We start from the raw sequence: 25,776 nt of genomic DNA, 5'->3' as shown, positions 1-25,776 counted from the left end.
GCGATATCCCCATGACACCTTTCATCGTTCTCGCCCTGCTGTTCGGCCTGCTTGCCCTCGGCACGCCCGTCGGCTTTGCCATGGCTTTCTCCGGCTCGGTCGGCCTCGTCATGGTTGGCGGATGGCCCACGCTGTTCGGCATCCTGCAGACAGCGCCGCTCTCGACCGTCTCGGCCTACGAGCTGATCACCATTCCGATGTTTCTCTTGATGGCAGACCTCGTGCTGCTGTCGGGTGTCGCGGACGATCTGTTCAAGACCGCTTCGGCCTGGGTCGGCCGCATTCCCGGCGGCCTCGGCATGGCAACCGCGCTCGCCGGCGCCGGTTTTGGCGCGATCTGCGGCACCTCGACCGCTTCCGCCGCGACGCTGTCCTCGACCAGCCTGCCGGCGATGATCCGCCAGGGCTACGAGCCGAAGATGGCGGCCGGCGTCGTTGCGATCTCGGGCACGTTGTCGATGCTGCTGCCGACCAGCGTTGCGCTCGTCATCTTCGGCCTGCTGGCGGAGGTAAACATCGGCAAGCTGCTGATCAGCGGCATCATCCCGGCGATCCTGGTCACGTTCACCATCATGGCCACGATCTACTTCCTGGTCTGGCAGGATCCTTCGCGCGCACCGGCCGCGAAGTCTGTACCGTGGCGCGAGAAGTTTGCGCTGCTGTGGCAGGTCTCGCCGATGGTGGTGCTGTTCTCGATCGTGACAGGCACGATCTATCTCGGCGTCGCAACGCCGACGGAAGCCTCCGCCTTCGGCGCGTTCGGCGCCTTCCTGCTCGCCATCGTCAAGGGCAAGATCACGCCGTCCTCGCTCTATGCGACGCTGCTGCGCGCCTGCCACGGCACCTGCATGATCATCATGATCCTGGTCGGTGCCTCGATCTTCGGCTATTTCTTCACGCTGACCCATGTCACGCAGGACCTCGTCGCCTGGATCGGCAGCCTTCCGGCCTCGCGCTGGGTGATCATTACATTGATCCTGTGCGGCTACATCGTGCTCGGCTCGTTCATGGACCAGATCGCGATCCTGGTGCTGACCGTGCCGATCGTGCTGCCGCTGATCAAGACGCTGGGCTTTGATCCGATCTGGTTCGGCGTCATCAAAATCGTCACCGCAGAAGTCGGCATGATCACGCCGCCGGTCGGGCTCAACTGCTTCATCGTTGCTCGCTATGCCAAGCGGCCGGTGGCGGAAGTGTTCCACGGCACCTTCCCGCACTTCATCGCGCACCTGATCGCAATCGCGATCCTGGTGGCGTTTCCCTCGATCATTCTCTGGCTGCCCTCGCAGATGGGGCGCTAGGCCCAACGAGCCTCCATAAGGAGACCATCATGGATTTCGCGCTCACCGATCAGCAGGAAGCCATTCGTGCCGCCGTCGCAAAAGTTTGCGAGGACTTTCCCGACGCCTATTGGCTGAAGAAGGACCACGACGGCGGCTTCCCGCACGACTTCCACAAGGCGATGGCCGATGCCGGCTGGCTCGGCATCTGCGTGCCGGAGGAATATGGCGGCTCCGGGCTCGGCATCACCGAGGCCGCGATCATGATGCGCGCCATCGCGGAATCCGGCGCCGGCATGTCCGGCGCCTCCGCGGTGCACATCAACGTCTTCGGGCTCAACCCCGTCGTGGTGTTCGGCACCGAGGAGCAGCGCAAGCGCATGCTGCCGCCGATGGTCGAGGGCCGCGAGAAGGCGTGCTTCGCCGTCACCGAGCCCAACACCGGCCTCAACACCACGCAACTCAAGACCCGTGCCGTCGCCAAGAACGACCGCTACATCGTCAACGGCCAGAAGGTGTGGATCTCCACCGCGCAGGTCGCGCACAAGATCCTGCTGCTGGCGCGCACCACGCCGCTGGAGGACGTGCGGTCGCCGACCCATGGCCTCAGCCTCTTCTACACGGATTTCGACCGCAAGAAGATCAAGGTCCACGAGATCGAGAAGATGGGCCGCAAGATCGTCGATTCCAACGAGCTGTTCTTCGAGGATTTCGAGATCCCGATGGAGGACCGCATCGGCGAAGAGGGCAAGGGTTTTCAGTACATCCTCGAAGGCATGAACCCCGAGCGTATCCTGATCGCGGCGGAAGCGGTCGGCCTCGGCAAGCTCGCGCTGTCGCGCGCGACCGAATACGCCAAGACGCGCGTGGTGTTCAACCGTCCGATCGGCAAGAACCAGGGCATCCAGCATCCGCTCGCGGTGAACTGGGTCGAGCTCGAGGCGGCCTGGCTGATGGTGATGCAGGCAGCCTGGCAATACGACAAGGGCTTGCCTTGCGGCGCTGGCGCGAACGCCGCGAAATATTTCGCAGGCGAAGCCGGCTACCATGCCTGCGAGCAGGCAGTGATGACCCATGGCGGCTTCGGCTATGCCAAGGAATTCCACGTCGAGCGTTATCTGCGCGAGGTCCTGATCCCGCGCATCGCGCCGGTCAGCCCGCAGCTCGCGCTCAGCTTCATCGCGGAAAAGGTGCTCGGGCTGGCGAAGTCTTACTAGTCTTCGCGCGGATCGCTTAGCGGGGACGCCAATGAACCTCGACTTCTCCGGCCTGATCCGGGAGGGCGACCGTGTCGTGTGCGGGCAGGCAACGGCTGAGCCGGTCACCCTGACCGAAGCGCTGGTCGCGCAAGCCGGGCATCTGCCGGCGTTCCGCATGATGGTCGGTCCAATATTCTCCGACACGTTTTCCGCCGCGTGCGCGCCCAACATCTCGTTCCAGAGCTATGGCGTGATCGGGAATGCGCGGCGGCTCGCGAAAGCGGGACGGCTCGACGTGATCCCGAGCAACTACAGCGCCTTCTGCGCCGATTTCGCCTCACGGCGCCATCGTGCGGATGTGGTGCTGGTGCAACTCGCCGAGTCCGGCGATGGTCGATTGAGCGCAAGCCTCTCCAACGATTATGTCATCGATGCCGCACGGGGCGCGCGAGTGGTCATCGCCGAGATCAATCCGGATGCGCCCCTTACGTTCGGGGCGGAATGGCCCGAGGACGTGCCGATCCATTTGCGTGTGCCGGCCCGGCGCCCGCCGGTGGAATTGGCCTCGCCCCCGATCGATGACATCTCCCGGCTGATCGCCGCGCATGCGGCGAGCCTGATCGCCGACGGCAGTACGCTTCAGTTCGGTGTGGGACGCATTCCGGACGCGATCCTGTCCTCGCTCTCCCATGCCCGCAATCTCGGCATCCATTCCGGCCTGATCAATGACGCCGTTGTCGACCTGATCGAGCGCGGCGCGGTGACGAATGCAGAGAAGGGAATCGATGCCGGGACCACGGTGACGAACCAGGTGATCGGCACGAAGCGGCTCTATCGCTTCGTGCACGAGAACAAGGCGGTTTCGGTGCGGCCGACGTCATATACGCACGGCCAGAATGTGCTGGCGTGGATCAACCGGCTGGTCGCGATCAACTCGGCGCTCCAGGTCGGGCTCGATGGCAGCGTCAACTCCGAAACGCTTAACGGCGTCGCGATCGGCGCCATCGGCGGGCAGCTCGATTTCGTGCGCGGTGCCAATGCATCGCCCGGGGGCAGGGCGATCATCGCGCTGCCGGCGACGGCGTCCGACGGGACCAGCCGCATTGTCGTCCATGTGGAGACCGTGACGACGCCGCGCGCCGATGTCGATGCCATCGTGACCGAATGGGGCGTTGCAGAGCTGCGTGGTTGCGGACTTGCCGAGCGCGCGCGCCGCATGGTCGCGATCGCGGCGCCCGGGCACCGCGATGCGCTGTCGGCACAACTTCGCGCCGCGCGCTAGAATCTGGCGAGCCATCTGAAACAGGCGGGCCTATTCGGCGGCGATCCGTTCCATTGCCATGGCGCGAAGCCGGGCGCGCTGGATTTTCACACCGTTGGCGCTGTCGGTGACGGGGAAAGCGTCGACGATATAGATTCGTGCCGGCACCTTATAGCCGGCCAGCCGCTCGCGCAGGCGGGCCACCAGCATCTCCTGCTGCGGCGGCTCCTCGGCCGGAATCACAAAGGCGACGCAGCGCGCCTGACCCCTAAGATCGACCGCGACAACCTGGGCGTCGGCAACCCCCGTGCAGGCTTTGAGCTCGTCCTCGATCTCGCCGGGCGCAACCAGGAAGCCGCCGAGCCGCATCGCATCGCCCGCGCGGGTCTCGTAGACGAAGGCGCCGTCGCTGCGCATCCGGCCGATGTCGCCGGTGCGGAAGAAGCCGTCCGCGGTGATCGCGTCGTGCGTCGCATCCGGGTTGTTGAAATAGCCGAGGAAGCGCGAGGGCGCGCTGATCTCGATCTCGCCGGAGACGCCTTGCGCCGCCAGCTCCCCGGTCTCAGTGTCGCGCACGCGCACCTTCGCGTCGGGAGACATCGGCCAGCCGCCGCCTTCGATGCGAGCGGCGAAGGCATCACCGGAGCGGGCGATCGAGAACAGCGCCTGCACCTCGCTCGAACCGTAGAGGCCGAACAGCGGCATGCCGCGCGCCTCGGCCTCCGCGGCGAGTTCACGCCAGCCGGGCTGGAACGCGGCGAAGCCGCAGACTTCGAGATGCGGGAATGGCCGTGGTGTGTCGGCGAGCGCGAGGATGCGGCGGAACATCTCGTCGGAGCCGAAGGCGTGCGTGATCTTGTGTTCGCCAAGGACCTTCGACGCTGATGCCGCCTCGAAAGCATCGAGCACATGGATGGTCGCGCCGGCTGCGATGAAGCCGAGCAGGCTGGTCATGCCAAAGGTGCCGCAGAACGGCAGCATGGCCAGCAGCGAATGGCGCTGTGGCGAGAGTTTCAGCGCCTTGGCGACGGAGGCGGCGTGCGTGGCGAGCGTCCGCTGCGAATGCGCGACGAGCTTCGGTCCCTTGGTCGTGCCCGATGTCGTGTAGAGCAGCACCGGCAGATCGACCTCGTCCCGCGCCGGCGGTGCTGGCGGATAGGACGTCTCGAACGCATCGAAGCGCACACAGGGCCAGTGTGCGGGGATCGCATCCCCGCCAACCACCGCGAGCCTTTGCAGCGCGGGCACTTCGTCCCTGGTGACCCCGGCGAGGATGGCGGCAAAATCGATCGAGCGGAACGCGGCCTCGACCACCATCAGCCTGGCGCCGGACACCTTGAGCAGATGGCCGACTTCCGCGCTGCGGTAGCGGGTATTGACCGAGGCGACGATCGCACCGCAGCGGGCGGCGGCGAACAGCAGTGCGATCCATTCGACCCGGTTGACCAGCCAGACCGCGACCACGTCGCCCCGGCCGATGCCTTGCGCGGCAAGCCATGCGGCGGTCTGCTCGACCTTCCCGGAGAATTCCGCGCGCGAGACCGGCCTGCCGTCAAACACGAAGGCGGGCTCGGCGCCTTCGGTGCCGATCAGCGATTGAAGCGAAAATTGGTTGACGCTCATGGCAACCGGACTAACCCGATCGCGCAGACCTGTCTACTTGGTGCCGAACATCCGGTCGCCGGCATCGCCCAGGCCCGGCACGATGTAGCCGTGGTCGTTGAGCCGCTCGTCGATCGCGGCGGTCCAGATCGGCACGTCGGGATGCTCGCTCTGGAACTGCGCGATGCCTTCGGGCGCGGCCAGAAGGCAGACGAAGCGGATGTCGCGGGCGCCGCGCGCCTTGAGCAGGGAGGCGCCGGCGCAGGCCGAGTTGCCGGTCGCCAGCATCGGGTCCATCAGGATCACGGTGCGGTCGGACAGGTCCTGCGGCGCCTTGAAGTAATATTCCACGGCCTGCAATGTCTCGGGGTCGCGGTAGAGCCCGATATGGGCGATGCGCGCCGAGGGCATCAGCGCCAGCATGCCGTCGAGGAAGCCGACGCCGGCGCGCAGGATCGGCGCCAGCGTGAGCTTCTTGCCGGCAATCTTCGGTGCCCGCATCGGCGAGATCGGCGTCTCGATCTCCACCAGCTCCAAAGGCAGATCGCGCGTCACCTCGTAGCCGAGCAGCATCCCGATCTCGTTCAGGATCTCGCGAAAACTCTTGGTCGAGCGGTCCTTCTCCCGCATGAGGGAGAGCTTGTGCTGGACCAGGGGGTGGGCGACGACGTTGACGCTGCTTGTGCTCATGAAACCGATCTACACGGTTCCGTGAAATAGCGCCAGATCGGCCAGATCTTTTCGCGGGGATACGCGGCCTCACGCGGGCATCGCGACGGCGCTACGTACCCAGCTGCTCGCCTCGTAGGCAGCCATGGTCAATTCACGGTCCATCGATGTGCCGGGTTCTAAACTCCCAGCCCGCGTGCCACGAGCGTGATCACGATTGTCAGGACCGCGCCCCAGATCAGGCTCAGCGTCATGGTCAGGATCGTTGTCGTGACCGCCTGCTCCAGATTTCCCTTGAGGAGCTGCATGCTACTTGTCCGTGGCAGGCGCGACGCCGATGCGCAGGCCGAGCAGCAATGCACCCATCACCGCAACCAGGATGGCGATCTTGAGCTCGATCATGTCCGCAGCCTTGCCGCCGCGCGGGCCAGGAGCCGCCTCGCGCCCTCCGCCAGCGCAATCAGCGGATTGCCGCGGTTCTCGATATCGAGCTCGAAGGTCTCGGCGGGAAACACCAGCGCGCATCTTGCGGGCCCACTCTGCCGGTTGGCGAAGTCGACCGCGGAGCTCTTGAACAGGAAGAGACCGCCGATGCGTCCATGCGCCTCGCGCGCGACCCAGAGGCCGGCGCCGTTGCGCCCGATGAAGAAGGCGGGGATGGCGGTGCTGATGACATCCGGGTCGATCGGTCCAAGGCACGCCGCGGACGCGGCGATTGTCGGTCGCTCGGGCTGGCGACGCGCGGCTTGAAGGGCGATCGCGGCCATGGCGGCTTCCTCACACATCTGCAAGGTCATGATGGTCTCCCATGCCGTCAGGCGTGGAGGTGCCAGACATAGATCGCGGTCTTCAGCGCGATCAGCGCTGCGAGCACGCTGCCCATCGAGAGCAGGGTCAGCGCGCTGAGCGCGAGGCGCTTGAGCTGTGCCTTGCGCTCCGGCGAGATCCGTGCGGGGCGTTCGGCCCAGCCAAGGGAGCGCTCAGCGCCATGTGTCAGCATCGACATGTCTGCATTCCTTCGTCAGCGTGGCGGTGGCCGAGGCCGCCGCAATCTGCCTCGTATGATGTCCATCGTTGCGTAGGATTGCGAGATGAGCGCCGAGGCACCAGTATAGGAATGCTATAATGATGCCGACCGTCGCGCCGGCAGCCCTCTGAAGAGACCGGGGTTCCGCTTCGGCCGGGCCTGAGACGGCGCAGGATCCAAATGCGTCATCCCGATCGCTGCGGCAAAGGCGTTCCGCAGCCGCGGTTCATCGATCTGCTTGCAGAAGCATTCCAGCGTCGCTTCCACACTCTGCCGCTGCCCGCTGATGGCCGCACAGAGTTGCGAGCTGGTCCGCCGAAAGAAGTGGAGGGAGTCCCTGGCGCCGCCGCCCAGATGATCGAGGTCCGCCGCGAGCGCGGCGACATTAAGCCTGTCGGACTCATCGAGCGTCACGGCAAATCGCAGCAGCGCGAGCTGCCAGGCGCGGAGCAGCCTGTGAGGCCTTTCGATTGATTGCCGCATGGGGATACCCGGATGCCGTGCGACGCCTCAGGCGCCGACGCGGTCGATCAGCTCCTCGTCGGCGATCGCGGCGAATGCGCGTACCACTTCCCTCTGCGCGGCTGCGTCCAGCGGAACGATCGGAAGCCTTGTGGCGGGCGACATCAGGCCAAGCACGCCGAGTGCACATTTAAGTGCGGCCGGGCTCTCCTTCCCGAGGCAGGCGATCAAGGGGATCAGGCGCCTGTGCAGGTACCGGGCGGATTGCAGCCGGCCCTGCCTGACATGTGAAAAAATCGTGCGGCAGAGATCCGGCGCGATGTTGGCGACCTCCGAGATCGCGCCATCGCCGCCGTCCGCGATGAAGCCGAATGCGGTGGTGTCGTCGCCGGATAGACAGCGGAAGCCGGCAGGCAGGCGGCGGGACAGGCGCATCGGGCGGGTGATGTCGCCGGTCGCATCGCGCAGGCCGACGAACTGGCGCGATTCGACGAGGCGCAGAAGCGTCTCGTCGGCGAGCGGCCGCAGCGTGCGGGAGGGTACGTCGTGCAGGATCACGGGCAGGCCGATCGCGCCGGCAATGGCGCGGAAGTGCGCGAGCATTCCGTCCTGCATCGGCTTGTTGTAGGCGGGCACCACCGACATCACGGCATCGGCGCCGGCGGCCTCCGCGCGCCGCGCGAGTTCGATGGCGTGGCTCGTTGAATTCGACACGGCGCCGGCGATGATCCGCACGCGGCCACGCGCGACATCGACCGCGGTGCGAATGATCAGCGCCTGCTCGGCCGGCGAGAGCGTCGGTGCCTCGCCGGCGGTCTCACACACCACCAGCGCGGGTACGCCGGCTGCGATCTGACGCTCGCAGAGCGCGGCGAACGCCTTCAGGTCGATCGCGTCGGCCGAATCGAACGGCGTCGGCAGGTCCGGTATGAACCCGGTGAACCAGGCGGAGGGTGGGATGAACATGGTTTTTGCCGAGGAACTCAGGCGGCGCGCTTGGGAGCGGCGGCATCGGGCCTGCTGCCCATGTCGAGCTCGATCTCGCGTGGCAGCTCGATGATGGTCTCGGGATGCTGTCCGTTTTCGAACAGCGCATATTTGATGGCCTGGGCGCGGTTGACGAAGAGGCCACCGTAGAGGCCGTTCTGCTGCTGGGCGACCCACTGTCCCCTGTGGTTGCGGCCGATGAAGACGATGGTCGAGGGAGAGCTGCACGAGGGAGGTTCGACGAGTTTCACTTTCGTATTCCTTCCGATTGACGCGGGCGGCGGGTGCGTGTCCCGCGACCACCCGATCAATATCTTTTCAAGCGAATATGATTTCGAGTGAGGCTGCGCGACGATCTCATAGGAAGGTCATAAAGCCCGATGTTCAGGCCAGCTCGTTGACGACCTGAACCAGCGCGAACAGGGCGCCGAAGGCAACGCCCTCGTCCCAATGATTAAGGACGGCACCGAACAGCGGCTCGCGCCTGACGAGGCCGGCGAGGGCGCACAGGATGATCGACATCCAGAGCAGGGCGGAGAGGCTGCGTGCAAAGCCGACGCTGCCGAAGGCTGCAAAGGCGACGAGCAGTGCGATGCGGACGGCAAAGCGCGCGATCAACCGCGTCGGGCTGAGGCCCCGCGACATGTCTGAAGATTGCGGCAAGGCGCGAACCTCCGCTTGGCCTAGCTGAAATTCTCGCAAGCGACCGGCTGATAGAGCGGGTCCGGGGCGGGGCGCACGGTGGGAACGCTCGGCCGCGATACCTCCACGGCCAATGCCTGTACTTCGATGAAGGCCGACAGCAAGGCAAGTGCGAGATCGGCATGCCGGGCTTCGACAGCGGCGTCGAGCCAGTCCGGCAATTCGCGCTCGCGCGACAGCGCGCAATGCCACTCGCCCTCGTCATAGGCGATGCGGCGGACCTGCCACAGCGGCAGCTCGAACTCGATCAGCGCCAGCGCGGCGTCGGTCCAGGCCTCGGCATCGACCAGGCGCATGATGCGCGCACTGCGCTCGCTCCGCCCGCGCGACGGGAAGCGCCGGCAGGCCTGATCGATGATGTCGAGCATCAGCGGACGCGTCATTGCCGGTGCCGCGCGAAGCAGTTGGTTGAGGGAAGGTGGGGCAAGGCGTCGGAGAACGGCGGTCATGTCTGGCCTCCTGGAATTGGCGTCGGTCAGTCGGCCGGCCTCTCCAAGATGGCTGGAAGCGCATTTGAAAACGAGATGGGGACGGGACGGGAGATATAAGGATTTCATAAGTGCACGGAATCTTCCGGATAAGAGCGACAGATCCTCGGCCGCCGTCGCCGCCGAAGGTCGAGGCTTATAGAAGCAGGGCTTTTTGAAAAGACCCTGGCCATGGCCTGCCTTAACAACGGTAGTGAAAGCAACGGTGGCTTGTGTCGCTGCGCTGCCTGCTCGGAACGGCCGCCCGGAATACAGTGTCGGTGCCACATGGCGGACAGCCACGACGTGCCGGCCTTTATGGAATTCATATAACTTCGCCATAGGCCTCATCTCGAAAACCTATGCCGGTGGTGGCACTTCAACACGGTCAAAAGTCCCGGCTGGTGCCGTGGAAATGCTTTGCATTTCCTTCGTTCCACGCGCTCGCCGGACGCCTGAGAAACGGTTGCGTCCGACATAAAGCCGCAACGAGGAGCATTCCCATGATGGACATTCTGATGCTGGCGCTGGGCTTTGGCTTCTTCGCGCTCGCGATCGGCTACACCTACGCCTGCGAACGGCTGTGAGGGAGCGGACCATGACCTTCGATTATTCGCTCGCCGCCGTCGTCTCGCTCGGTCTCCTGTTCTACCTCACTTATGCGCTGCTGCGGCCCGAGCGGTTCTGACCCGTGCTGCTGCTTCTCGAATTGCTGCTCGCGGACGCCGCGCTGGTGGCGTGCCTGCTTGCCCTGATCCTGCCGCTCCTGCGCAGGTCAAACGTCCTAAAGGGTTGATGCCATGACTATGATCGGTTGGCTCCAGATCATTCTCTTTTGCGCGATTATCGTCGCGCTGACAAAACCGCTCGGCGGATACATGACGGCTGTGTTCAACGGCGAGCGGACGTTCCTGTCGCCGGTGCTGCGGCCGATCGAGGCCGGCATCTACTGGTTTTCCGGCGTCGAAGAGAGGCGCGAGCAGCATTGGCTGACCTACACGGTCTCGATGCTGCTGTTCCATGTCGGCGGCTTCCTCATCATCTACGGCGTGATGCGGCTTCAGGCGGTGTTGCCCTTCAACCCGGCCGGGCAGGGCGCGGTCGCCCAGGATCTCTCCTTCAACACCGCGATTTCCTTCATCACCAACACCAACTGGCAGAATTACGGCGGCGAGAGCACGGTATCCTATCTCGTGCAGATGCTCGGCCTGACACACCAGAATTTCCTGTCGGCGGCGACCGGCATCGCGCTCGCGGTGGCCATGATCCGCGGATTCTCGCGCGCCTCGATGCGCACGGTCGGCAATTTCTGGGTCGACGTCACCCGCACGACACTTTACGTGCTGCTGCCGATCTGCGTCGTCTACACGCTGTTCCTGGTCTGGCAGGGCATCCCGCAGACGCTCGGTGATTACGTCGAGGCTACGACGCTCGAAGGCGCCAAGCAGACCATCGCGGTCGGCCCGGTGGCCTCGCAGGTCGCGATCAAGATGCTCGGCACCAATGGCGGCGGCTTCTTCAATGCCAACGCCGCCCATCCCTTCGAGAACCCGACCGCGCTGTCGAATCTTGTGCAGATGCTCTCGATCTTCCTGATCGGCGCGGCCATGACCAATGTGTTCGGCCGCATGGTCGGCAACCAGCGCCAGGGCTGGGCGATCTTCGCGGTGATGGGCGTGCTGTTCATCGCCGGTGTCTCCATCACCTACTGGGCGGAAGCCAACGGCACCTCGATGATGCATGCGCTCGGCCTCACCAGCGGCAACATGGAGGGCAAGGAAGTCCGCTTCGGCATCGTCGCATCCTCGCTGTTCGCCGTGGTGACCACGGCTGCCTCCTGCGGCGCGGTCAACGCCATGCATGACAGCTTCACCGCGCTCGGCGGCATGATCCCGCTGATCAACATGCAGCTCGGCGAAGTCATCATCGGCGGCGTCGGCGCCGGCCTCTATGGCATGCTGCTGTTCGTCGTGCTCGCGATCTTCGTCGCCGGCCTGATGGTCGGCCGCACACCGGAATATGTCGGCAAGAAGATCGAGGCGCGCGAGGTCAAGATGGCGATGCTCGCGATCCTGGTGCTGCCGCTGATGTATCTCGGCTGGACCGCGGTCGGCGTGGTCTATCCGGCGGCGGTCGCCTCCATGGCGAATGCCGGCCCGCATGGCTTCACCGAGGTGCTCTACGCCTTCACCTCGGCGACCGGCAACAACGGCTCGGCCTTCGCGGGCCTCACCGGCAACACGCTGTTCTACAACCTCACGCTCGCGTCCGCGATGTTCGTCGGCCGGTTCTTCATGATCGTTCCGGCGATGGCGATTGCGGGCTCGCTGGCCGCCAAGAAGTCGATCCCGCCGTCGGCGGGCACGTTCCCGACCACGGGTGGGCTGTTCGTCGGCCTCGTCGTGGGCGTGATCCTGATCATCGGCGGCCTGACCTTCTTCCCGGCACTCGCGCTCGGCCCGATCGTCGAGCAACTCGCGATGAACGCCGGCAACGTCTTCTGATTGTTTGGAGTGACCTCCATGGATACGATGAAACTGCAAAAACGTGCCCCGATGTCGGCAATGCTCGATCCCAAGATCGTTCTGCCCGCGATCAGCGCGTCCTTCACCAAGCTCGACCCGCGGCTGATGATCAAGAACCCCGTGATGTTCGTGGTCGAGATCGTGGCCGCGCTCACCACGGTGATCTTCCTGCGCGACCTCGTCGCCGGCGGCGAGAATCTCGGCTTCACCTTCCAGATCATCCTCTGGCTCTGGTTCACGGTGCTGTTCGCCAATTTCGCCGAAGCGGTGGCCGAAGGCCGCGGCAAGGCACAGGCCGAATCGTTGCGCAAGACCCGCACCGAGAGCCAGGCCAAGCTCCTGAGCGGCGCGGGCCAGGCCTTCACGCTGGTGCCGGGCACCAGCCTGAAGGTCGGCGACATCGTGTTGGTCGAGGCAGGTGACGTCATCCCATCCGACGGCGAGGTGATCGAGGGCGTGGCCTCCGTCAACGAAGCCGCCATCACCGGCGAGTCCGCGCCGGTGATCCGCGAGTCCGGCGGCGACCGGTCGGCGGTGACCGGCGGCACGCAGGTGCAGTCCGACTGGATCCGCGTCCGCATTACGGCCGCGCAAGGCTCGACCTTCATCGACCGCATGATCAAGCTGGTCGAGGGCGCCGAGCGGCAGAAGACGCCGAACGAGATCGCGCTCAACATCCTGCTCGCCGGCCTCACCATCATCTTCGTGTTCGCCACCGTCACCATTCCGAGCTATGCGGCTTATGCCGGCGGCTCGATCTCGGTGGTCGTGCTGGTCGCACTGTTCGTGACGCTGATCCCGACCACGATCGGCGCGCTGCTGTCGGCGATCGGTATCGCCGGCATGGACCGCCTGGTCCGCTTCAACGTGCTGGCGATGTCCGGCCGCGCGGTCGAGGCTGCCGGTGACGTCGACACGCTGCTGCTCGACAAGACCGGTACGATCACGCTCGGCAACCGTCAGGCCACCGCGTTCCGTCCTGTGCGCGGCGTCACCGAGCAGGAGCTCGCGGACGCAGCCCAGCTCGCCTCGCTCGCCGACGAGACCCCGGAAGGCCGCTCCATCGTCGTGCTGGCGAAGGAGAAGTATTCTATTCGCAGCCGGGATATGGCCGAGCTTGGCGCCACCTTCATTCCGTTCACGGCACAAACCCGCATGAGCGGTGTCGATGCCGGCGGCTCGTCGGTGCGCAAGGGCGCGGTCGATGCCATGCTCAACTATGTCGGCGGCGGTGCGCCGCTGGCCGTTGCCTCCGGCAACACCGCGCGCGCCATCCAGCCTGCAGTGCTTTCCGACGCCGGCCGTGAAGTCCAGACCATTGCCGACGAGATCTCGAAAGCAGGCGGAACGCCGCTTGCGGTCGCCAAGGACGGCAAGCTGCTCGGCGTCATCCAGCTCAAGGACATCGTCAAGGGCGGCATCCGCGAGCGCTTCGCAGAACTGCGCCGCATGGGCATCCGCACCATCATGATCACCGGCGACAACCCGATGACAGCCGCTGCGATCGCGGCGGAGGCGGGCGTCGATGACTTCCTCGCGCAGGCAACGCCCGAGGACAAGCTGAAGCTGATCCGCGACGAGCAGGCCAAGGGCAAGCTGGTCGCCATGTGCGGCGACGGCACCAACGACGCGCCCGCGCTCGCCCAGGCCGACGTCGGCGTCGCCATGAACACCGGCACCCAGGCCGCCCGCGAGGCCGGCAACATGGTCGACCTCGATTCCAACCCGACCAAGCTGATCGAGGTGGTCGAGATCGGCAAGCAGCTGCTGATGACGCGCGGCGCGCTGACCACGTTCTCGATCGCCAACGACGTCGCAAAGTATTTTGCGATCATCCCGGCGATGTTCCTGGCGTTCTACCCGCAGCTCAACGTGCTCAACGTCATGAACCTGTCGAGCCCGCAGAGCGCCATCCTGTCGGCGATCATCTTCAACGCGCTGGTCATCATCGCGCTGATCCCGCTGGCGCTGAAGGGCGTGGCCTATCGCGCGGTCGGTGCCGGCGCATTGCTGAGGCGCAACCTCCTGATCTACGGCCTCGGCGGCATCGTGATTCCCTTCATCGGCATCAAGGCGATCGACCTCGTCGTCACCGCCTTGCATCTGGCTTGATCGTCGCCGCGGGGCGCACCGCGCCCCGCGCAGTGACGAAAGATTTGGAGACCTAACATGCTCAGAGAAATTCGCCCCGCCATCGTCCTGCTGCTGGTGCTCACCGCCATCACCGGCCTGGCCTATCCGCTCGCAATGACCGCTATTGCCGGTGCGATCTTCCCCTCACAGGCGCAGGGCAGCCTGATCGAGCGGGACGGCAAGGTGATCGGCTCCGCCCTGATCGGGCAGGAGTTCAAGGAGGACAAATATTTCCACGGCCGCCTTTCGGCGACTTTGGCGCCGGACCCGAATGATTCGACCAAGACGGTGTCGGCGCCCTACAACGCGGCCAACTCGGGCGGCTCCAACCTTGGCCCGACCAGCAAGGCGCTGGCCGACCGGCTCAAGGAGGATGTGGACAAGTTGAAGGCTGAAAATCCGAACGCCGCCGTGCCGGTCGACCTGGTCACCACCTCGGCCAGCGGCCTCGACCCGGACATCTCGCCGGAAGCGGCTGAATTTCAGGTGCCGCGGGTGGCGAAGGCGCGGAATCTGCCGGACGCTCAGGTCAAGCAGCTCGTGGCCTCCAACACCCAGGGCCGTTTGCTCGGCCTGATTGGCGAACCGCGGGTTAACGTTCTGGCACTGAACCTCGCGCTCGATCGCGCCACCGCGAAGTAGCGGTCTAGGCTGGGGGCGGGCGGATGATTATATTGGCCTGATGGTCCGAGAGCGCCGCGATCCCGAACAACGTCCGTCCCCTGAGGCGCTGCTTGAAGCCGCGCGCCGGGAGGAGAGCGCGAGCGGCAAGCTGAAGATCTTCGTCGGCGCCGCCCCCGGCGTCGGCAAGACCTACGAGATGCTGCAAAGCGCCCATGCCAGGCGCAAGGCGGGCATCGACGTGGTGGTCGGCTTTGTCGAGACCCATGGCCGCGCCGAGACCGAGGCGCTGGTGCGCGGGCTCGAGGTGGTGCCGCGCAAGAGGTTCGACTACCGCGGCCAGAGCGTCGAGGAGATGGACCTCGATGCCGTGATCGAGCGCCGCCCTCGAATCGCGCTGGTTGACGAGCTCGCTCACACGAATGCCGCCGGCAGCCGCCATCCCAAGCGCTATCTCGACGTCGAGGAGCTGTTGTCCCACGGCATCGACGTCTACACCGCCGTCAACATCCAGCATATCGAGAGCCTGAACGACGTCGTCGCCCAGATCACCCATGTGCGGGTGCGCGAGACCGTGCCCGACTCGGTATTCGACCGCGCCGATGCGATCGAGCTGATCGACCTCACGCCCGACGATTTGATCCAGCGGCTGCGGGAGGGCAAGGTCTATGTGCCCAAGCAGGCCGAGCGGGCGCTGGAGCACTATTTCTCGCCGGGCAATCTGACCGCGCTGCGCGAACTGGCGCTGCGGCGTACGGCCGAGCGGGTCGACGAGCAGCTTCTCAATCACATGCAGGCGAATGCCATCGCCGGCCCCTGGGCCGCGGGCGAGCGCATCCTCGTCTGCATCAGCGAGGATCCGCGCGCGGCCGGGCTCGTCCGCTACACCAAGCGGCTAGCCGACCGGCTGCATGCGCAATTCACCGCGATCTCGATCGAGACCCGGCGGTCGCTCCAGCTTTCGGACGAGGAGCGCGATCGTCTCGCCGATACGCTGCGGCTTGCCGAATCGCTGGGCGGTGAAGCGCTGACCATCCCCGCTGTCGGCCGCCGCATCGCCGACGACGTCATCAACTTCGCGCAAGGCAACAACGTCACCCAGATCGTGATCGGGAAATCGACGCGCTCGCGGTGGTTCGAACTGACGCGCGGCTCCGTCGTGCATGATCTCGTGCGCAGTTCCGGCAATATCAGCGTTCACGTCATTCCCGGCGATGAGCTCGCGGCCGAGCCGGCGCCGAAGACGGCGGTTCAGACGGCGGCACGGGCAGAGGCGTTTGATGCACGTCCCTACTTGAAGGCGCTCGGGATCACCGCGCTCGGCCTTGCCGCAGCGGTGGCCATCAAGCCGTATTTCGGCATCGAAAACGTCGACCTGATGTTCCTGACCGCGGTTGTCGCCGTGGCTGTTCGCTACGGGTTGTGGCCGTCGCTCCTTGCGAGCGTCGCGGCGTCGCTGGCGTACAACTTCTTCTTCCTGCCGCCGGTCTACACTTTCACGATTACCGACCCGACCAATGTCGCGGCGTTCTTCTTTTTCATGTTGATCGCGTTCGTGGTGTCGAACGTCGCCGGGCGGGTGCGCACGCAGGCGGACACCGCGCTCGGCCGCATCCGCACGACCGAGCAGCTCTATGCGTTCAGCCGCAAGCTCACGGGCACCGGGACGCTCGACGACGTGCTCTGGGCAACTGCCTATCAAACTGCGCTGATGCTGAAGGTTCGCGTGGTCCTGCTGCTGCCGGAGGAAGGCCTGCTCACGGTGAAGTCCGGCTATCCGCCCGAGGACCAGATCGACCAGGCCGATCTCGCCGCCGCCAATTGGGCCTGGAGCAATGATCGTCCCGCCGGCCGCGGCTCGGACACGCTGCCCGGTGCCAAACGGCTGTTCCTGCCGATGCGCACCGGGCGTGGTCCGATCGGCGTCATCGGTATCGACAATGATCGCACCGGTCCGCTGCTGACCCCGGACCAGCGCCGGCTGCTCGATGCACTCGTCGACCAGGGCGCACTGGCAATCGAGCGCGTGCTGCTGGTCGAGGACGTGGATCGCGTCAAGCGCACCGTCGAATCCGAGCGGTTGCGCTCCGCGCTGCTGACATCGATCTCGCACGATCTCAAGACGCCGCTGGCCTCCGTGCTCGGCGCGGCCTCGACCATGCGCGATCTCGCCGGTGCCTTGTCCGACACCGAGAAGCGCGATCTGCTCGCCACCGTGATCGACGAGTCCGAGCGCCTCAACCGCTTCATCGCCAATCTGCTCGACATGACAAAGCTCGAATCCGGCGCCATCGTGCCCAACGCGGCACTGCACGATCTCGGCGAGATCGTCGGCAGCGCGCTGCGGCGTGCGAGCAAGATATTGACGGCGCACAAAGTGGAGCTGGTGCTGGCCGCCGATCTGCCGATGCTTCAGCTCGATGCCGTGCTGTTCGAGCAAGTGCTGTTCAATCTGCTCGACAATGCCGCGAAATATTCGCTGCCCGATACAACGATCTCGATCCGCAGCCGGCGCGAGGGAAATCATGTTGTGCTAGAAATCGCCGATCAGGGTGGCGGCATTCCGCCTGACGAGCTCGAGAGCGTGTTCGACAAGTTCTATCGCGTGCAGAAGGGCGACCATGTCCGTCCCGGCACCGGGCTGGGGCTCGCCATCTCCCGCGGCTTCGTCGAGGCGATGCAGGGCACGATCTCGGCCGCCAACCGCGGCGACCGCAGCGGCGCGATCCTCACCATCCGGCTGCCCGTTCCGGCACGGACCCACGCATTGGATACAGCCGCATGAGTGCCGCCCCGATCAAGGTTCTGGTCATCGACGACGAGCCGCCAATCCGAAAATTGCTGCGGATGGGACTCTCGACGCAGGGCTACGAGATCCTGGAAGCGTCGAACGGAAAGACCGCGCTCGAGAAGCTCGCGGAAGAACCCGCGCTGATCATTCTCGATCTCGGCCTGCCGGACATCCAGGGCCACGAATTGCTGCGCACCATCCGCGGCCGCAACGAAGGCGTGCCGATCGTGGTGCTGTCGAGCCGCGGCGACGAGGCCGGCAAGGTGCAGGCGCTCGATCTCGGCGCCGACGATTACCTGACAAAGCCGTTCGGCATGGACGAGCTGTTGGCGCGCCTGCGTGCGGCGCTGCGGCACCAGCTCCAGGTCAAGGGCGAGCGTCCGGTGTTCCGCACCGGCGATCTCTCGGTTGATCTCGTGCGCCGCATCGTCAAGGTCGGCGAGCGCGAGATAAAGCTGTCACCGAAGGAGTACGATCTCTTGCGCGTGCTGGTGCAGCACGCCGGCAAGGTGCTGACCCATCGTTTCCTGCTCAAGGAGCTCTGGGACGAGCTCACCGACGCGCAATATCTGCGCGTCTATGTCCGCCAGCTCCGCCAGAAGATCGAAGCCGATCCCGAACGCCCGCAATATGTGCTGACGGAGACCGGGATCGGGTACCGGCTGAAGGCGGGGGATTAGCTTTCGATCCTCATCCTGAGGAGCGCGGAACGAGCGTCTCGAAGGATGAAGGCCCGGCTGCGGCAGCGAGGCCTGCATGGTTCGAGACGGCGCTTCGCGCCTCCTCACCATGAGGGCAGAGAGTGGGGCGCGCGGCGAAATCACCCCGCCTTCCTCTGCCGCGTCGTCGAGCGCTGCGTCTTCTTCGCGTTGCGCGGGCGGCCGGTGGCACGACGCGCATGGGACTTCGCCACCGCCTTCTTCCCACCGCGTCCCTTCAGGCTCTGCTTCAGCGCGTCCATCAAGCTGACGACGTTGCTCGGGCGCTCGTCGCGCTCCGGCAGCTCGATTGTCTTGCCGCTGGCCTTGCGCTTCACCAGCGCCTTCAGCGCGGTCTCGTACTCATCCTTGAACTTGCTCGGGTCGAAATGCGCGGCCTTGGTCTGCAGGATGTGGCCGGCGAGCTCGACCATGTCCTTGGTGATCTTGGGGCTCTTGATGCCGTCGAAGAACTGGTCCTCGTCGCGAAGCTCATAGGGGAAGCGCAACGTGGTGCCGAGCAGGCCCTTGCCGAGCGGTTCGATCGCGATGATGTGCTCGCGGTTGGTGAGCACGATCTTGGCGAGCGCCACGCGGTCCTGGTCCTTCATGGCGTCGCGGATCACGGCGAAGGCATCGACCGCAGCCTTGCCGTCGGGCGCGATATAATAGGGATGATTGAGATAGCGCTGGTCGATCTCGTCGCTCGGCACGAAACTCTCGATGTCGATGGTGTGGTTGCTTTCGATCTGGACCGCCTCGAGCTCCTCCGGCTCGATCTCGACATATTTGCCCTTGCGCAGCTCATAGCCGCGCCCCTTCTGGCCGCTCTCGACCACGTCGCCGGTCCCGGAGTCCACCATCTGCTGCTTGAGCCGGTTTCCGGTCTCGCGGTTGATCATGTGAAACCGCGTCTTCTCGGCCGCGGTGGTCGCCGGATAAAGCGCGACCGGGCAACTGACCAGCGAGAGCTTTAACGTTCCCTTCCAATAGGCGCGCGGGGCCATTCCGTTCTCCAGCGTTTCAAGGCATTTTGGAACCCCAACAGCCCCATCGGGTTTTGGTTCCGGGTGGGACTTCCGCCGTGATAGGCTTCAACGCCGAAAGAGAATGCGGGACCGGTCGTGCTGCGAAAACTCTCCACCTACCGACAGAAACGCGATTTCGAGAAGACACCGGAGCCGTCGGGCAAGACCGCGGTGGCGCCATCGGCGCAGCGGCGCTTCGTGATCCAGAAGCACGATGCGACGCGACTGCACTATGATCTGCGGCTCGAGTTCGACGGCGTGTTCAAGTCGTGGGCGGTCACCAAGGGACCCTCGCTCGATCCGCATGACAAGCGGCTGGCGGTCGAGGTCGAGGACCATCCGCTCGACTATGGCGATTTCGAAGGCACGATTCCGGACGGGCAGTATGGCGGCGGCACGGTCATGCTCTGGGACCGCGGCACCTGGGAGTCCGAGGATCCCGAGCGCGGCTTCCAAAAGGGCGACCTCAAGTTCACGCTCCACGGCGACAAGCTGCATGGAAGCTGGGTGCTGGTGCGGATGAGGCATGACCGCACCGGCGGCAAGCGCACCAACTGGCTCCTGATCAAGCATCGCGACGAATATGCCAGCGAGAGCGACGACATTCTCAGCGAGGACAAGTCGGTGGCCTCCGGCCGCGCGATGGCAGAGATCGCCGATGGCAAGGGTCGCGCGCCAAAACCGTTCATGTTGGCGAAGGGTGCCAAGGTCAAGGCCGATGCGGTCTGGCAGTCCAATCGTGTCGAGGAGCCGAAAGGGCGCACCGTCAGGCCGGCGCCCGGTGCGACGTTGAAGCGCGGGACGGGCGCAAAGACGAAAGCGACGACCGCGACAAGCGCGAAAAGAGTCTCAGAGATGCCGGACTTCGTCGCGCCGCAGCTCTGCACCCCGGTCGAGCGGCCGCCGGCGGCCGACGGCTGGTGCCACGAGATCAAGTTCGACGGCTATCGCGTCCAGCTCCGCGTCGAGGACGGCGAGGCGACGCTGAAGACGCGCAAGGGCCTCGACTGGACCGACAAGTTCGCAGCCATCGCGAAGGAGGCGGGCGAGCTTCCCGACGCCATGATTGACGGCGAGATCGTCGCGCTCGATCACAACGGCGCACCGAATTTCTCCTCGCTCCAGGCCGCGCTGTCGGACGGCAAGACCGAGGACCTGATCTTCTTTGCCTTCGACCTCCTGTTCGCCGAGGGGCTCGATTGCCGGCGCCTGCCACTTGGCGAGCGCAAGGACCGCCTCAGGCAACTCCTGGAAGCAGGCAAGAAGAAATCGAGCCAAATCCGCTATGTCGAGCATTTCGAGAGCAGCGGCGATGCCGTGCTGCAATCGGCCTGCAAGCTCGAGCTCGAAGGCGTGGTGTCGAAGAAGCTCGATGCGCCTTACCGGTCGGGGCGAACGGAAAGCTGGACCAAGGCCAAATGCCGCGCCGGCCATGAGGTCGTGATCGGCGGCTGGAAGACCACCAACGGCAAATTCCGCTCGCTGATGGCCGGCGTGCACCGCGGCGATCATCTTGCCTTCGTCGGCATGGTCGGCACCGGCTTCGGCGCGGACACGGTCAGGCGCATCATGCCGTCCTTGAAAGCCATGGAGGCCAGGCAAAGCCCCTTCGGCGGCAAGAACGCGCCGAAAAAGACGCGCGACGTGCACTGGCTGAAGCCGGAGCTCGTCGCCGAGATCGAGTTCGCCGGGTTCACCGCCGACGGCAATATCCGCCAGGCCGCCTTCAAGGGCCTGCGGCAGGACAAGCCGGCCGAGGAGGTCGAGGCGGAAACACCCGTCGATACCGAACTCGCAAAACCCTCGACCAGGAAGCCTGCTGTGCCGAAGGCAGGCAAGCGGAAGGATGCCGGTACGGCCGAGGTGATCGGTGTCGTCATCTCGAAGCCGGACAAGGAGCTGTGGCCGGATGGCGGCGACGGCGCGGGCGTCACAAAGCTCGATCTCGCGCGCTATTTCGAGGCCGTCGGCGCCTGGATGATCGAGCACATCAAGGGCCGGCCCTGTTCGATCGTGCGTGCGCCTGACGGCATCGGCGGCGAAAAATTCTTCCAGCGCCATGCCATGCAGGGCACGTCGAACCTGCTGGAGCTCGCAAAGGTCTCGGGCGATCGCAAGCCGTACCTGCAGATCGATCGCGTCGAGGGGCTCGCCGCGGTCGCGCAGATCGGCGGCGTCGAGCTGCATCCCTGGAATTGTGCCCCGGACGCCTACGATACGCCGGGCCGGCTGGTGTTCGATCTCGATCCCGCGCCGGACGTCAAATTCGCCGATGTCGTGGACGCCGCCAAGGAGATGCGGCAGCGCCTCACCGACGTCGGCATGGAGAGCTTTTGCAAGACCACCGGCGGCAAGGGCCTGCACGTGGTGGTGCCGCTGCTCCATGGCGCGCGCGACAAGGTGAGCTGGAAGGAGGCCAAGGCGTTCGCGCAAGGCGTTTGCCAGTGGATGGCCGACGACGATCCCGAGCGCTATCTGCTCAACATGTCGAAGAAGCTGCGCAACGGAAAGATCTTCCTGGATTATTTGCGCAACGATCGCCTGTCGACGGCGGTAGCTCCGCTGTCACCCCGTGCGCGCGATGGCGCGACCGTGTCGATGCCTGTGACGTGGGCGCAGGTGAAGGGCGATCTCGATCCGAAGCGGTACACGGTGCGGACGGTGCCGGGTCTGCTGGCGCGCTCGAAGGCCTGGGATGGCTATGACGACGCGGCCACATCGATCACTGCGGCGGCGAAGAAGCTCGCGGGGAAGAAGAAGTAGGGTGGGCAAAGCGAAGCGTGCCCACCAGCTTTCTTATTGCGGCGAAGAGGTGGGCACGGCGCGTTGCGCCTTTGCCCACCCTACGAGGCCGCTACAGCTCCTTGCGCTAGATCCGTCCGAGCAACAGCAGGATCAGCAGGATGACGATGACGAGCCCGAGGCCGCCGCCGCCGTAATAGCCGGTGCCGTAGAACGGGCCGCCGCCGATGCCGCTGAAGCCGCCGAGCAGCGCGATGACCAAAATGATCAGAATGATCGTACCGATAGACATGCTAGTCTCCTCCAGCCCTTTGTTGAAAGGGTCGTTTGCACCTGTCCCGTGGTGCGAGGGCAACTTGCCGCAGGTTCTATAGTTCCCACGATGAAACACGGCGAACGGGGCCAACTTGCATGGAACCTTTGCCAGTCCAGGCGGCATGACTATGTGAGGATCAGTCACCACAGGGCAGCGCCATGTCAGCACCGCTTGTCGTCTCCATTCCGCATCGTCTCGGCCGCGAGGAAGCCGTGCGCCGGCTCAAGACCGGGCTCGGCCGCGCCGCAGCCAGCATTCCCGTGATGCAGGTCGAGGAGGAGCGCTGGAACGGCGACAGCATGAATTTTCGCATCCGCGCGCTCGGGCAGATCGCGAGCGGTCAGGTCGATGTCGCCGACGACCACGTCAAGGTTGAGGTGGTGCTGCCGTGGCTGTTGCAGCGCTTCGCCGAGATGGCGCAGGCGACCATCCGCAAGCGCGGGCAGCTGCTGCTGACCAAGGACGGGGGCAAGTAGCCGTCAGCTACGAGCGCGCTGTTGCCTGGGTCTCGCCGTGCTTGCGGCGCGTGCTTCGATGACCGCAGCGGGAATATCCCGGAAGGCTTGCGCAAGCGGCAATTGATTGCCGGCAAAGCCCGGCCCGGTGTAGCCGGTGATGTCGATCGTCGCGTCAACACCCTCGAACGCGGGCCATTGTCGGCCCTCTTGCGTGAACGGCGCAAACTGGCGCCCGACCACGACGATCGCAGCCGTGCGGCCGTGTCGGCGGACAAAGGCAATGACGTGGTGTGCGTGCGCGCCCTGGACCTGCAGTGGCTGATACTCGCCCTGCGCGAACACATCGGCGAGTTCGTTGCGCAGTTTGAGCAGGTGCCGCGTCCAGGCCAGCTTGAGCTGGCCATTCGGCCAGGTCTTGATCAGCCCGCGCCAGTCCGGCGCATCCAGTGACGTCAGCGCCGTCTGCCGCGCGGCAAAGTCCACCGGGCGGCGGTTGTCGGGATCGACCAGCGACAGGTCCCAGTATTCGGTGCCCTGGTAGAAGTCCGGCACGCCGGGCAGCATCGCCTTGAGCGTGAGCTGGCTCAGCGAATCCAAGGCGCCGAGCAGCGCGACACGGCGTGCCAGGGTTTGCAGCGCCTCCGGGAACTCGCTGGACTGCGCTGGATCGAGGATCTTCCCGATGAAGCTCGCGACGCCGTTCTCATAGGCCTCGTGCGGGTTGAGCCAGCTGGTCTCCTCCTTGCCCTCGCGCGCGGCCTTGAGCGCATAGGCCTGGATGCGCTCGACGAAGCCGGCATCGGCTGTCTCCTCAAGCGGCCAGGCGCCGAGCAGGGTCTGATAGAGCATGTATTCGAACGTCGCCGACGGCGCGCGCAGATTGCCGTCGAGCGCGAGGTGCGGCGCGTTCAGCACCTTCCAGCGTGCCACCGCGCTGGTCCATTCGCCGGGAATCTCGCTGAGCGCCGCGATGCGCGCGCGGGCATCCTCGCCGCGCTTGGTGTCGTGGGTCGCGGTCGCCGTCATCCCTTGCGGCCATTCGTTGGCACGCGCGCGCATGGCCTCATGGAAGGCAGGTATCGTGAGGCCATTGCTCGCGGGGTCGCCGCCGACCTCGTTCAGGGCGAGCAGCCGGTGGAATTGATAGAACGCGGTGTCCTCCAGCGACTTCGCCATCATCGGTCCCGTGAACTGCTGCACCTTCAGCGCGAAACGGCGCACCCGCGGGGCGCTGTGCGGGGGACGGCCGGGTTTGAGCAGGTCCATGGTCAGCGCGTCGCGCAGGAAGTCGAAGATGCCTTCATCCGCGGCGAACCATTCCGCGCGGGCCCGCTCGATGGTGTCGTCGATCAGCTTGCGGTCGAGCGCGGTCGGGCCGCTATGCGTCAAATAGGTGCGATAGACCGGGAAGTGCAGCACGTACAATTCGAGTGCCTGCCGCAGGCTGTCGGCGGAGAAGTCGCGGGTCGAGTAATGCCCGTTGGCGATGCGCGCGAGCAGGCGGGTCAGCACGGTGAATTCGCTGGTCAGCAGCGTCTCCAGCACGCGCCGCTTGGCGTCCTTGACGTAAGGAGCCAGCCGCGGCGGACGGTTGCTGATCTGCCGCCAGGTCTCGTTCAGCGCCTCCAGCCCTTTCGCGTCGACCAGAACCTGAGTGATGACATTCATCCACTCATAGCCCGTGGTGCCCTGAACGCCGGCAAAATGCGGCAGGCGCTCGTGCTCGCACAGGATCTTCTCAATCACGGTATAGAACGGCTTTGTGTTGCCTTGCGCGTCGCGCACCAGCCGGCGCAGCCGCTGACAATATTGTGCAGGATCGCGCAGGCCGTCGATGTGATCGAGGCGGATGCCTTGCAGCTTGCCGTCGGCAATGAGCTGCTTCACCAGCCGGTGCGTGGCGGCGAACGTGCTCGCGTCCTCGACGCGCAGGCCCGCAAGCCCGTTGACGTCGAAGAAGCGGCGATAGTTGATGTCGCTGGAGGCAAGCCGCCAGTGCCCGAGCTTGTAGTGCTGGCGCTCCAGCAGATGATGCAGCGCCAGCGTCTGCGCCGGACGATCCTTGGCGGAACGATAGGCGGGGAGGCCGCGCTCGATGATGTCGGCGCTGCCGGCGATCTCCTTGAGCTCCGCCTTGAAGCCGGGCGCTTCCCTGCGGTTGGGACGACGCAACCCCGTGTAGCGGGCCGCGAGCGCGAGCAGGCGCTTGCCGGCCTCGGTCTCGGCGGCGTCGGCTTCCTTCACGATCACGCGCAGCATTTCGCCATAGCGTTCCGGTGCGATCGGCAGGCGATGCTCGAAATACCAGGCGGAAAAACTGCCTTCATCGGCATCGTAGCGCAGCTCGATGTCGCCGCGCTCCAGCGCCTCGCCATAGGGCGAGCCGAGGATCGGCAGCAGCACGCCGCCCCGGGCGCGATAGGCCAGTTGATCCCAGTCGATGTCGAAGGAAACCGCATGCGGCGAGGCCTGGCCCCATTCCAGCACGTCGAGCCACCAGGGATTGTCGGCAAAGTGCACGCCGACATGGTTCGGCACGAAGTCGATGATGAGGCCGAGGTCGTGCTGCGTGAGGGCATCGCTCAATCGAGCAAAGCCGGCCTCGCCGCCGAGCTCGGGATTGAACTGGCTGTGGTCGACGGTGTCGTAGCCGTGGGTCGAGCCCTTGCGCGCCTTCATCACCGGCGAGGCGTAGAGATGCGTGATCCCGAGTGCCTTGAGGTAAGGCACGACCGCGGCGGCCTTGTCGAAGTCGAAATCCGCGGTGAGCTGAAGCCGATAGGTCGCAAGAGGAATGGCAGGAGGCAT

At 65.3% G+C, this 25,776-nt stretch carries 25 protein-coding genes; 13 read left to right on the top strand and 12 right to left on the bottom strand.

Annotated elements, in window-relative coordinates; genetic code table 11:
- The first annotated feature begins 11 nt into the window (after positions 1-11).
- The 3 genes from CT676_RS14760 to CT676_RS14750 are packed head-to-tail and all read left to right on the top strand — an operon-like array spanning position 12 to position 3,761.
- On the top strand, positions 12-1,301 hold the full coding sequence (locus CT676_RS14760; protein WP_071910094.1) for a TRAP transporter large permease: 1,290 nt from the start codon (positions 12-14) through the stop codon (positions 1,299-1,301).
- Positions 1,302-1,330: 29 nt separating this feature from the next.
- Positions 1,331-2,497 (top strand): acyl-CoA dehydrogenase family protein, encoded by a 1,167-nt coding sequence (locus CT676_RS14755; protein WP_071910096.1) that lies wholly within the window; start codon positions 1,331-1,333, stop codon positions 2,495-2,497.
- A gap of 31 nt (positions 2,498-2,528) precedes the next feature.
- Positions 2,529-3,761 (top strand): acetyl-CoA hydrolase/transferase C-terminal domain-containing protein, encoded by a 1,233-nt coding sequence (locus CT676_RS14750; RefSeq protein WP_085405249.1) that lies wholly within the window; start codon positions 2,529-2,531, stop codon positions 3,759-3,761.
- Between the two features lie 30 nt (positions 3,762-3,791).
- Here the strand turns inward: CT676_RS14750 and CT676_RS14745 are convergent, their stop codons facing one another.
- The 5 genes from CT676_RS14745 to CT676_RS14725 all read right to left on the bottom strand — a co-directional run bounded on the left by CT676_RS14745 (position 3,792) and on the right by CT676_RS14725 (position 7,017).
- The gene (locus tag CT676_RS14745; protein ID WP_085405248.1) at positions 3,792-5,363 is read right to left on the bottom strand and encodes an AMP-binding protein; all 1,572 of its coding nucleotides are present in this window, start codon (positions 5,361-5,363) and stop codon (positions 3,792-3,794) included.
- Positions 5,364-5,396: 33 nt separating this feature from the next.
- A complete protein-coding gene (gene upp, locus CT676_RS14740) occupies positions 5,397-6,032 on the bottom strand; it encodes a uracil phosphoribosyltransferase (RefSeq protein WP_085405247.1) in 636 nt (211 codons plus the stop codon).
- Positions 6,033-6,190: 158 nt separating this feature from the next.
- The gene (locus CT676_RS46070) at positions 6,191-6,319 is read right to left on the bottom strand and encodes a hypothetical protein (RefSeq protein WP_256478590.1); all 129 of its coding nucleotides are present in this window, start codon (positions 6,317-6,319) and stop codon (positions 6,191-6,193) included.
- Between the two features lie 90 nt (positions 6,320-6,409).
- Complete coding sequence (locus CT676_RS14730; RefSeq protein ID WP_085405246.1) at positions 6,410-6,808, bottom strand: hypothetical protein; 399 nt, start codon at positions 6,806-6,808, stop codon at positions 6,410-6,412.
- Between the two features lie 17 nt (positions 6,809-6,825).
- Positions 6,826-7,017, bottom strand: coding sequence for a hypothetical protein (locus tag CT676_RS14725; RefSeq protein WP_085405245.1), 192 nt, complete (start codon positions 7,015-7,017; stop codon positions 6,826-6,828).
- Positions 7,018-7,218: 201 nt separating this feature from the next.
- On the opposite strand from CT676_RS14725, the gene CT676_RS44015 reads away from it, so the two are divergent.
- Positions 7,219-7,512: a hypothetical protein gene (locus CT676_RS44015; RefSeq protein WP_161495938.1), complete on the top strand. Its 294-nt coding sequence runs from the start codon at positions 7,219-7,221 to the stop codon at positions 7,510-7,512.
- A 36-nt stretch (positions 7,513-7,548) separates the two neighbouring features.
- Here the strand turns inward: CT676_RS44015 and dapA are convergent, their stop codons facing one another.
- The 4 genes from dapA to CT676_RS14700 all read right to left on the bottom strand — a co-directional run bounded on the left by dapA (position 7,549) and on the right by CT676_RS14700 (position 9,638).
- Positions 7,549-8,466, bottom strand: a complete 918-nt coding sequence (gene dapA / locus CT676_RS14715; RefSeq protein ID WP_135214836.1) for a 4-hydroxy-tetrahydrodipicolinate synthase — start codon at positions 8,464-8,466, stop codon at positions 7,549-7,551.
- Between the two features lie 17 nt (positions 8,467-8,483).
- On the bottom strand, positions 8,484-8,738 hold the full coding sequence (locus tag CT676_RS14710; protein ID WP_063981387.1) for a hypothetical protein: 255 nt from the start codon (positions 8,736-8,738) through the stop codon (positions 8,484-8,486).
- A 133-nt stretch (positions 8,739-8,871) separates the two neighbouring features.
- Positions 8,872-9,150 (bottom strand): hypothetical protein, encoded by a 279-nt coding sequence (locus CT676_RS14705; RefSeq protein WP_081369150.1) that lies wholly within the window; start codon positions 9,148-9,150, stop codon positions 8,872-8,874.
- 20 nt (positions 9,151-9,170) lie between these two features.
- On the bottom strand, positions 9,171-9,638 hold the full coding sequence (locus CT676_RS14700; protein ID WP_085405242.1) for a hypothetical protein: 468 nt from the start codon (positions 9,636-9,638) through the stop codon (positions 9,171-9,173).
- Positions 9,639-10,018: 380 nt separating this feature from the next.
- Between CT676_RS14700 and CT676_RS14695 the strand changes: the two genes are divergently transcribed.
- From CT676_RS14695 to CT676_RS14665, 7 genes are all read left to right on the top strand, one after another.
- A complete protein-coding gene (locus tag CT676_RS14695; protein WP_085965673.1) occupies positions 10,019-10,243 on the top strand; it encodes a hypothetical protein in 225 nt (74 codons plus the stop codon).
- 11 nt (positions 10,244-10,254) lie between these two features.
- Positions 10,255-10,344, top strand: coding sequence for a K(+)-transporting ATPase subunit F (locus CT676_RS14690; RefSeq protein ID WP_041953522.1), 90 nt, complete (start codon positions 10,255-10,257; stop codon positions 10,342-10,344).
- A gap of 112 nt (positions 10,345-10,456) precedes the next feature.
- Positions 10,457-12,160, top strand: a complete 1,704-nt coding sequence (gene kdpA, locus CT676_RS14685) for a potassium-transporting ATPase subunit KdpA (RefSeq protein ID WP_135214835.1) — start codon at positions 10,457-10,459, stop codon at positions 12,158-12,160.
- An 18-nt stretch (positions 12,161-12,178) separates the two neighbouring features.
- Positions 12,179-14,293 (top strand): potassium-transporting ATPase subunit KdpB, encoded by a 2,115-nt coding sequence (kdpB, locus tag CT676_RS14680; RefSeq protein ID WP_085405240.1) that lies wholly within the window; start codon positions 12,179-12,181, stop codon positions 14,291-14,293.
- A gap of 57 nt (positions 14,294-14,350) precedes the next feature.
- A complete protein-coding gene (locus tag CT676_RS14675) occupies positions 14,351-14,956 on the top strand; it encodes a K(+)-transporting ATPase subunit C (RefSeq protein ID WP_085405239.1) in 606 nt (201 codons plus the stop codon).
- Between the two features lie 40 nt (positions 14,957-14,996).
- The gene (locus CT676_RS14670) at positions 14,997-17,720 is read left to right on the top strand and encodes a sensor histidine kinase KdpD (protein WP_085405238.1); all 2,724 of its coding nucleotides are present in this window, start codon (positions 14,997-14,999) and stop codon (positions 17,718-17,720) included.
- Positions 17,717-18,406 (top strand): response regulator transcription factor, encoded by a 690-nt coding sequence (locus CT676_RS14665; RefSeq protein ID WP_028147071.1) that lies wholly within the window; start codon positions 17,717-17,719, stop codon positions 18,404-18,406. Before CT676_RS14670 ends, CT676_RS14665 begins: the two co-directional genes overlap by 4 nt.
- A 140-nt stretch (positions 18,407-18,546) precedes the next feature.
- On the opposite strand, the gene CT676_RS14660 is transcribed toward CT676_RS14665, so the two are convergent.
- Positions 18,547-19,431 carry a Ku protein gene (locus tag CT676_RS14660; protein WP_085405237.1) on the bottom strand — a complete coding sequence of 295 codons (885 nt, stop codon included), beginning with the start codon at positions 19,429-19,431 and terminating at the stop codon, positions 18,547-18,549.
- A 117-nt stretch (positions 19,432-19,548) separates the two neighbouring features.
- Here CT676_RS14660 and ligD point away from each other — a divergent pair, with 117 nt between their 5' ends.
- Complete coding sequence (ligD, locus tag CT676_RS14655; protein ID WP_135214834.1) at positions 19,549-22,215, top strand: DNA ligase D; 2,667 nt, start codon at positions 19,549-19,551, stop codon at positions 22,213-22,215.
- A gap of 106 nt (positions 22,216-22,321) precedes the next feature.
- Here ligD and CT676_RS14650 read toward each other — a convergent pair whose 3' ends face one another.
- Positions 22,322-22,486 (bottom strand): DUF3309 family protein, encoded by a 165-nt coding sequence (locus tag CT676_RS14650; RefSeq protein WP_007595743.1) that lies wholly within the window; start codon positions 22,484-22,486, stop codon positions 22,322-22,324.
- 182 nt (positions 22,487-22,668) lie between these two features.
- Here CT676_RS14650 and CT676_RS14645 point away from each other — a divergent pair, with 182 nt between their 5' ends.
- On the top strand, positions 22,669-22,986 hold the full coding sequence (locus CT676_RS14645; protein WP_085405235.1) for a polyhydroxyalkanoic acid system family protein: 318 nt from the start codon (positions 22,669-22,671) through the stop codon (positions 22,984-22,986).
- Positions 22,987-22,989: 3 nt separating this feature from the next.
- Here CT676_RS14645 and treY read toward each other — a convergent pair whose 3' ends face one another.
- Positions 22,990-25,776 carry a malto-oligosyltrehalose synthase gene (gene treY / locus CT676_RS14640; protein ID WP_085405234.1) on the bottom strand — a complete coding sequence of 929 codons (2,787 nt, stop codon included), beginning with the start codon at positions 25,774-25,776 and terminating at the stop codon, positions 22,990-22,992.

The sequence above is a fragment of the Bradyrhizobium sp. MOS001 genome, assembly GCF_004634465.1.
GTDB lineage: Bacteria > Pseudomonadota > Alphaproteobacteria > Rhizobiales > Xanthobacteraceae > Bradyrhizobium > Bradyrhizobium barranii.
The sequence above is the reverse complement of the archived record's forward strand: the minus strand, read 5'-3'. Positions and strand labels throughout refer to the sequence as shown.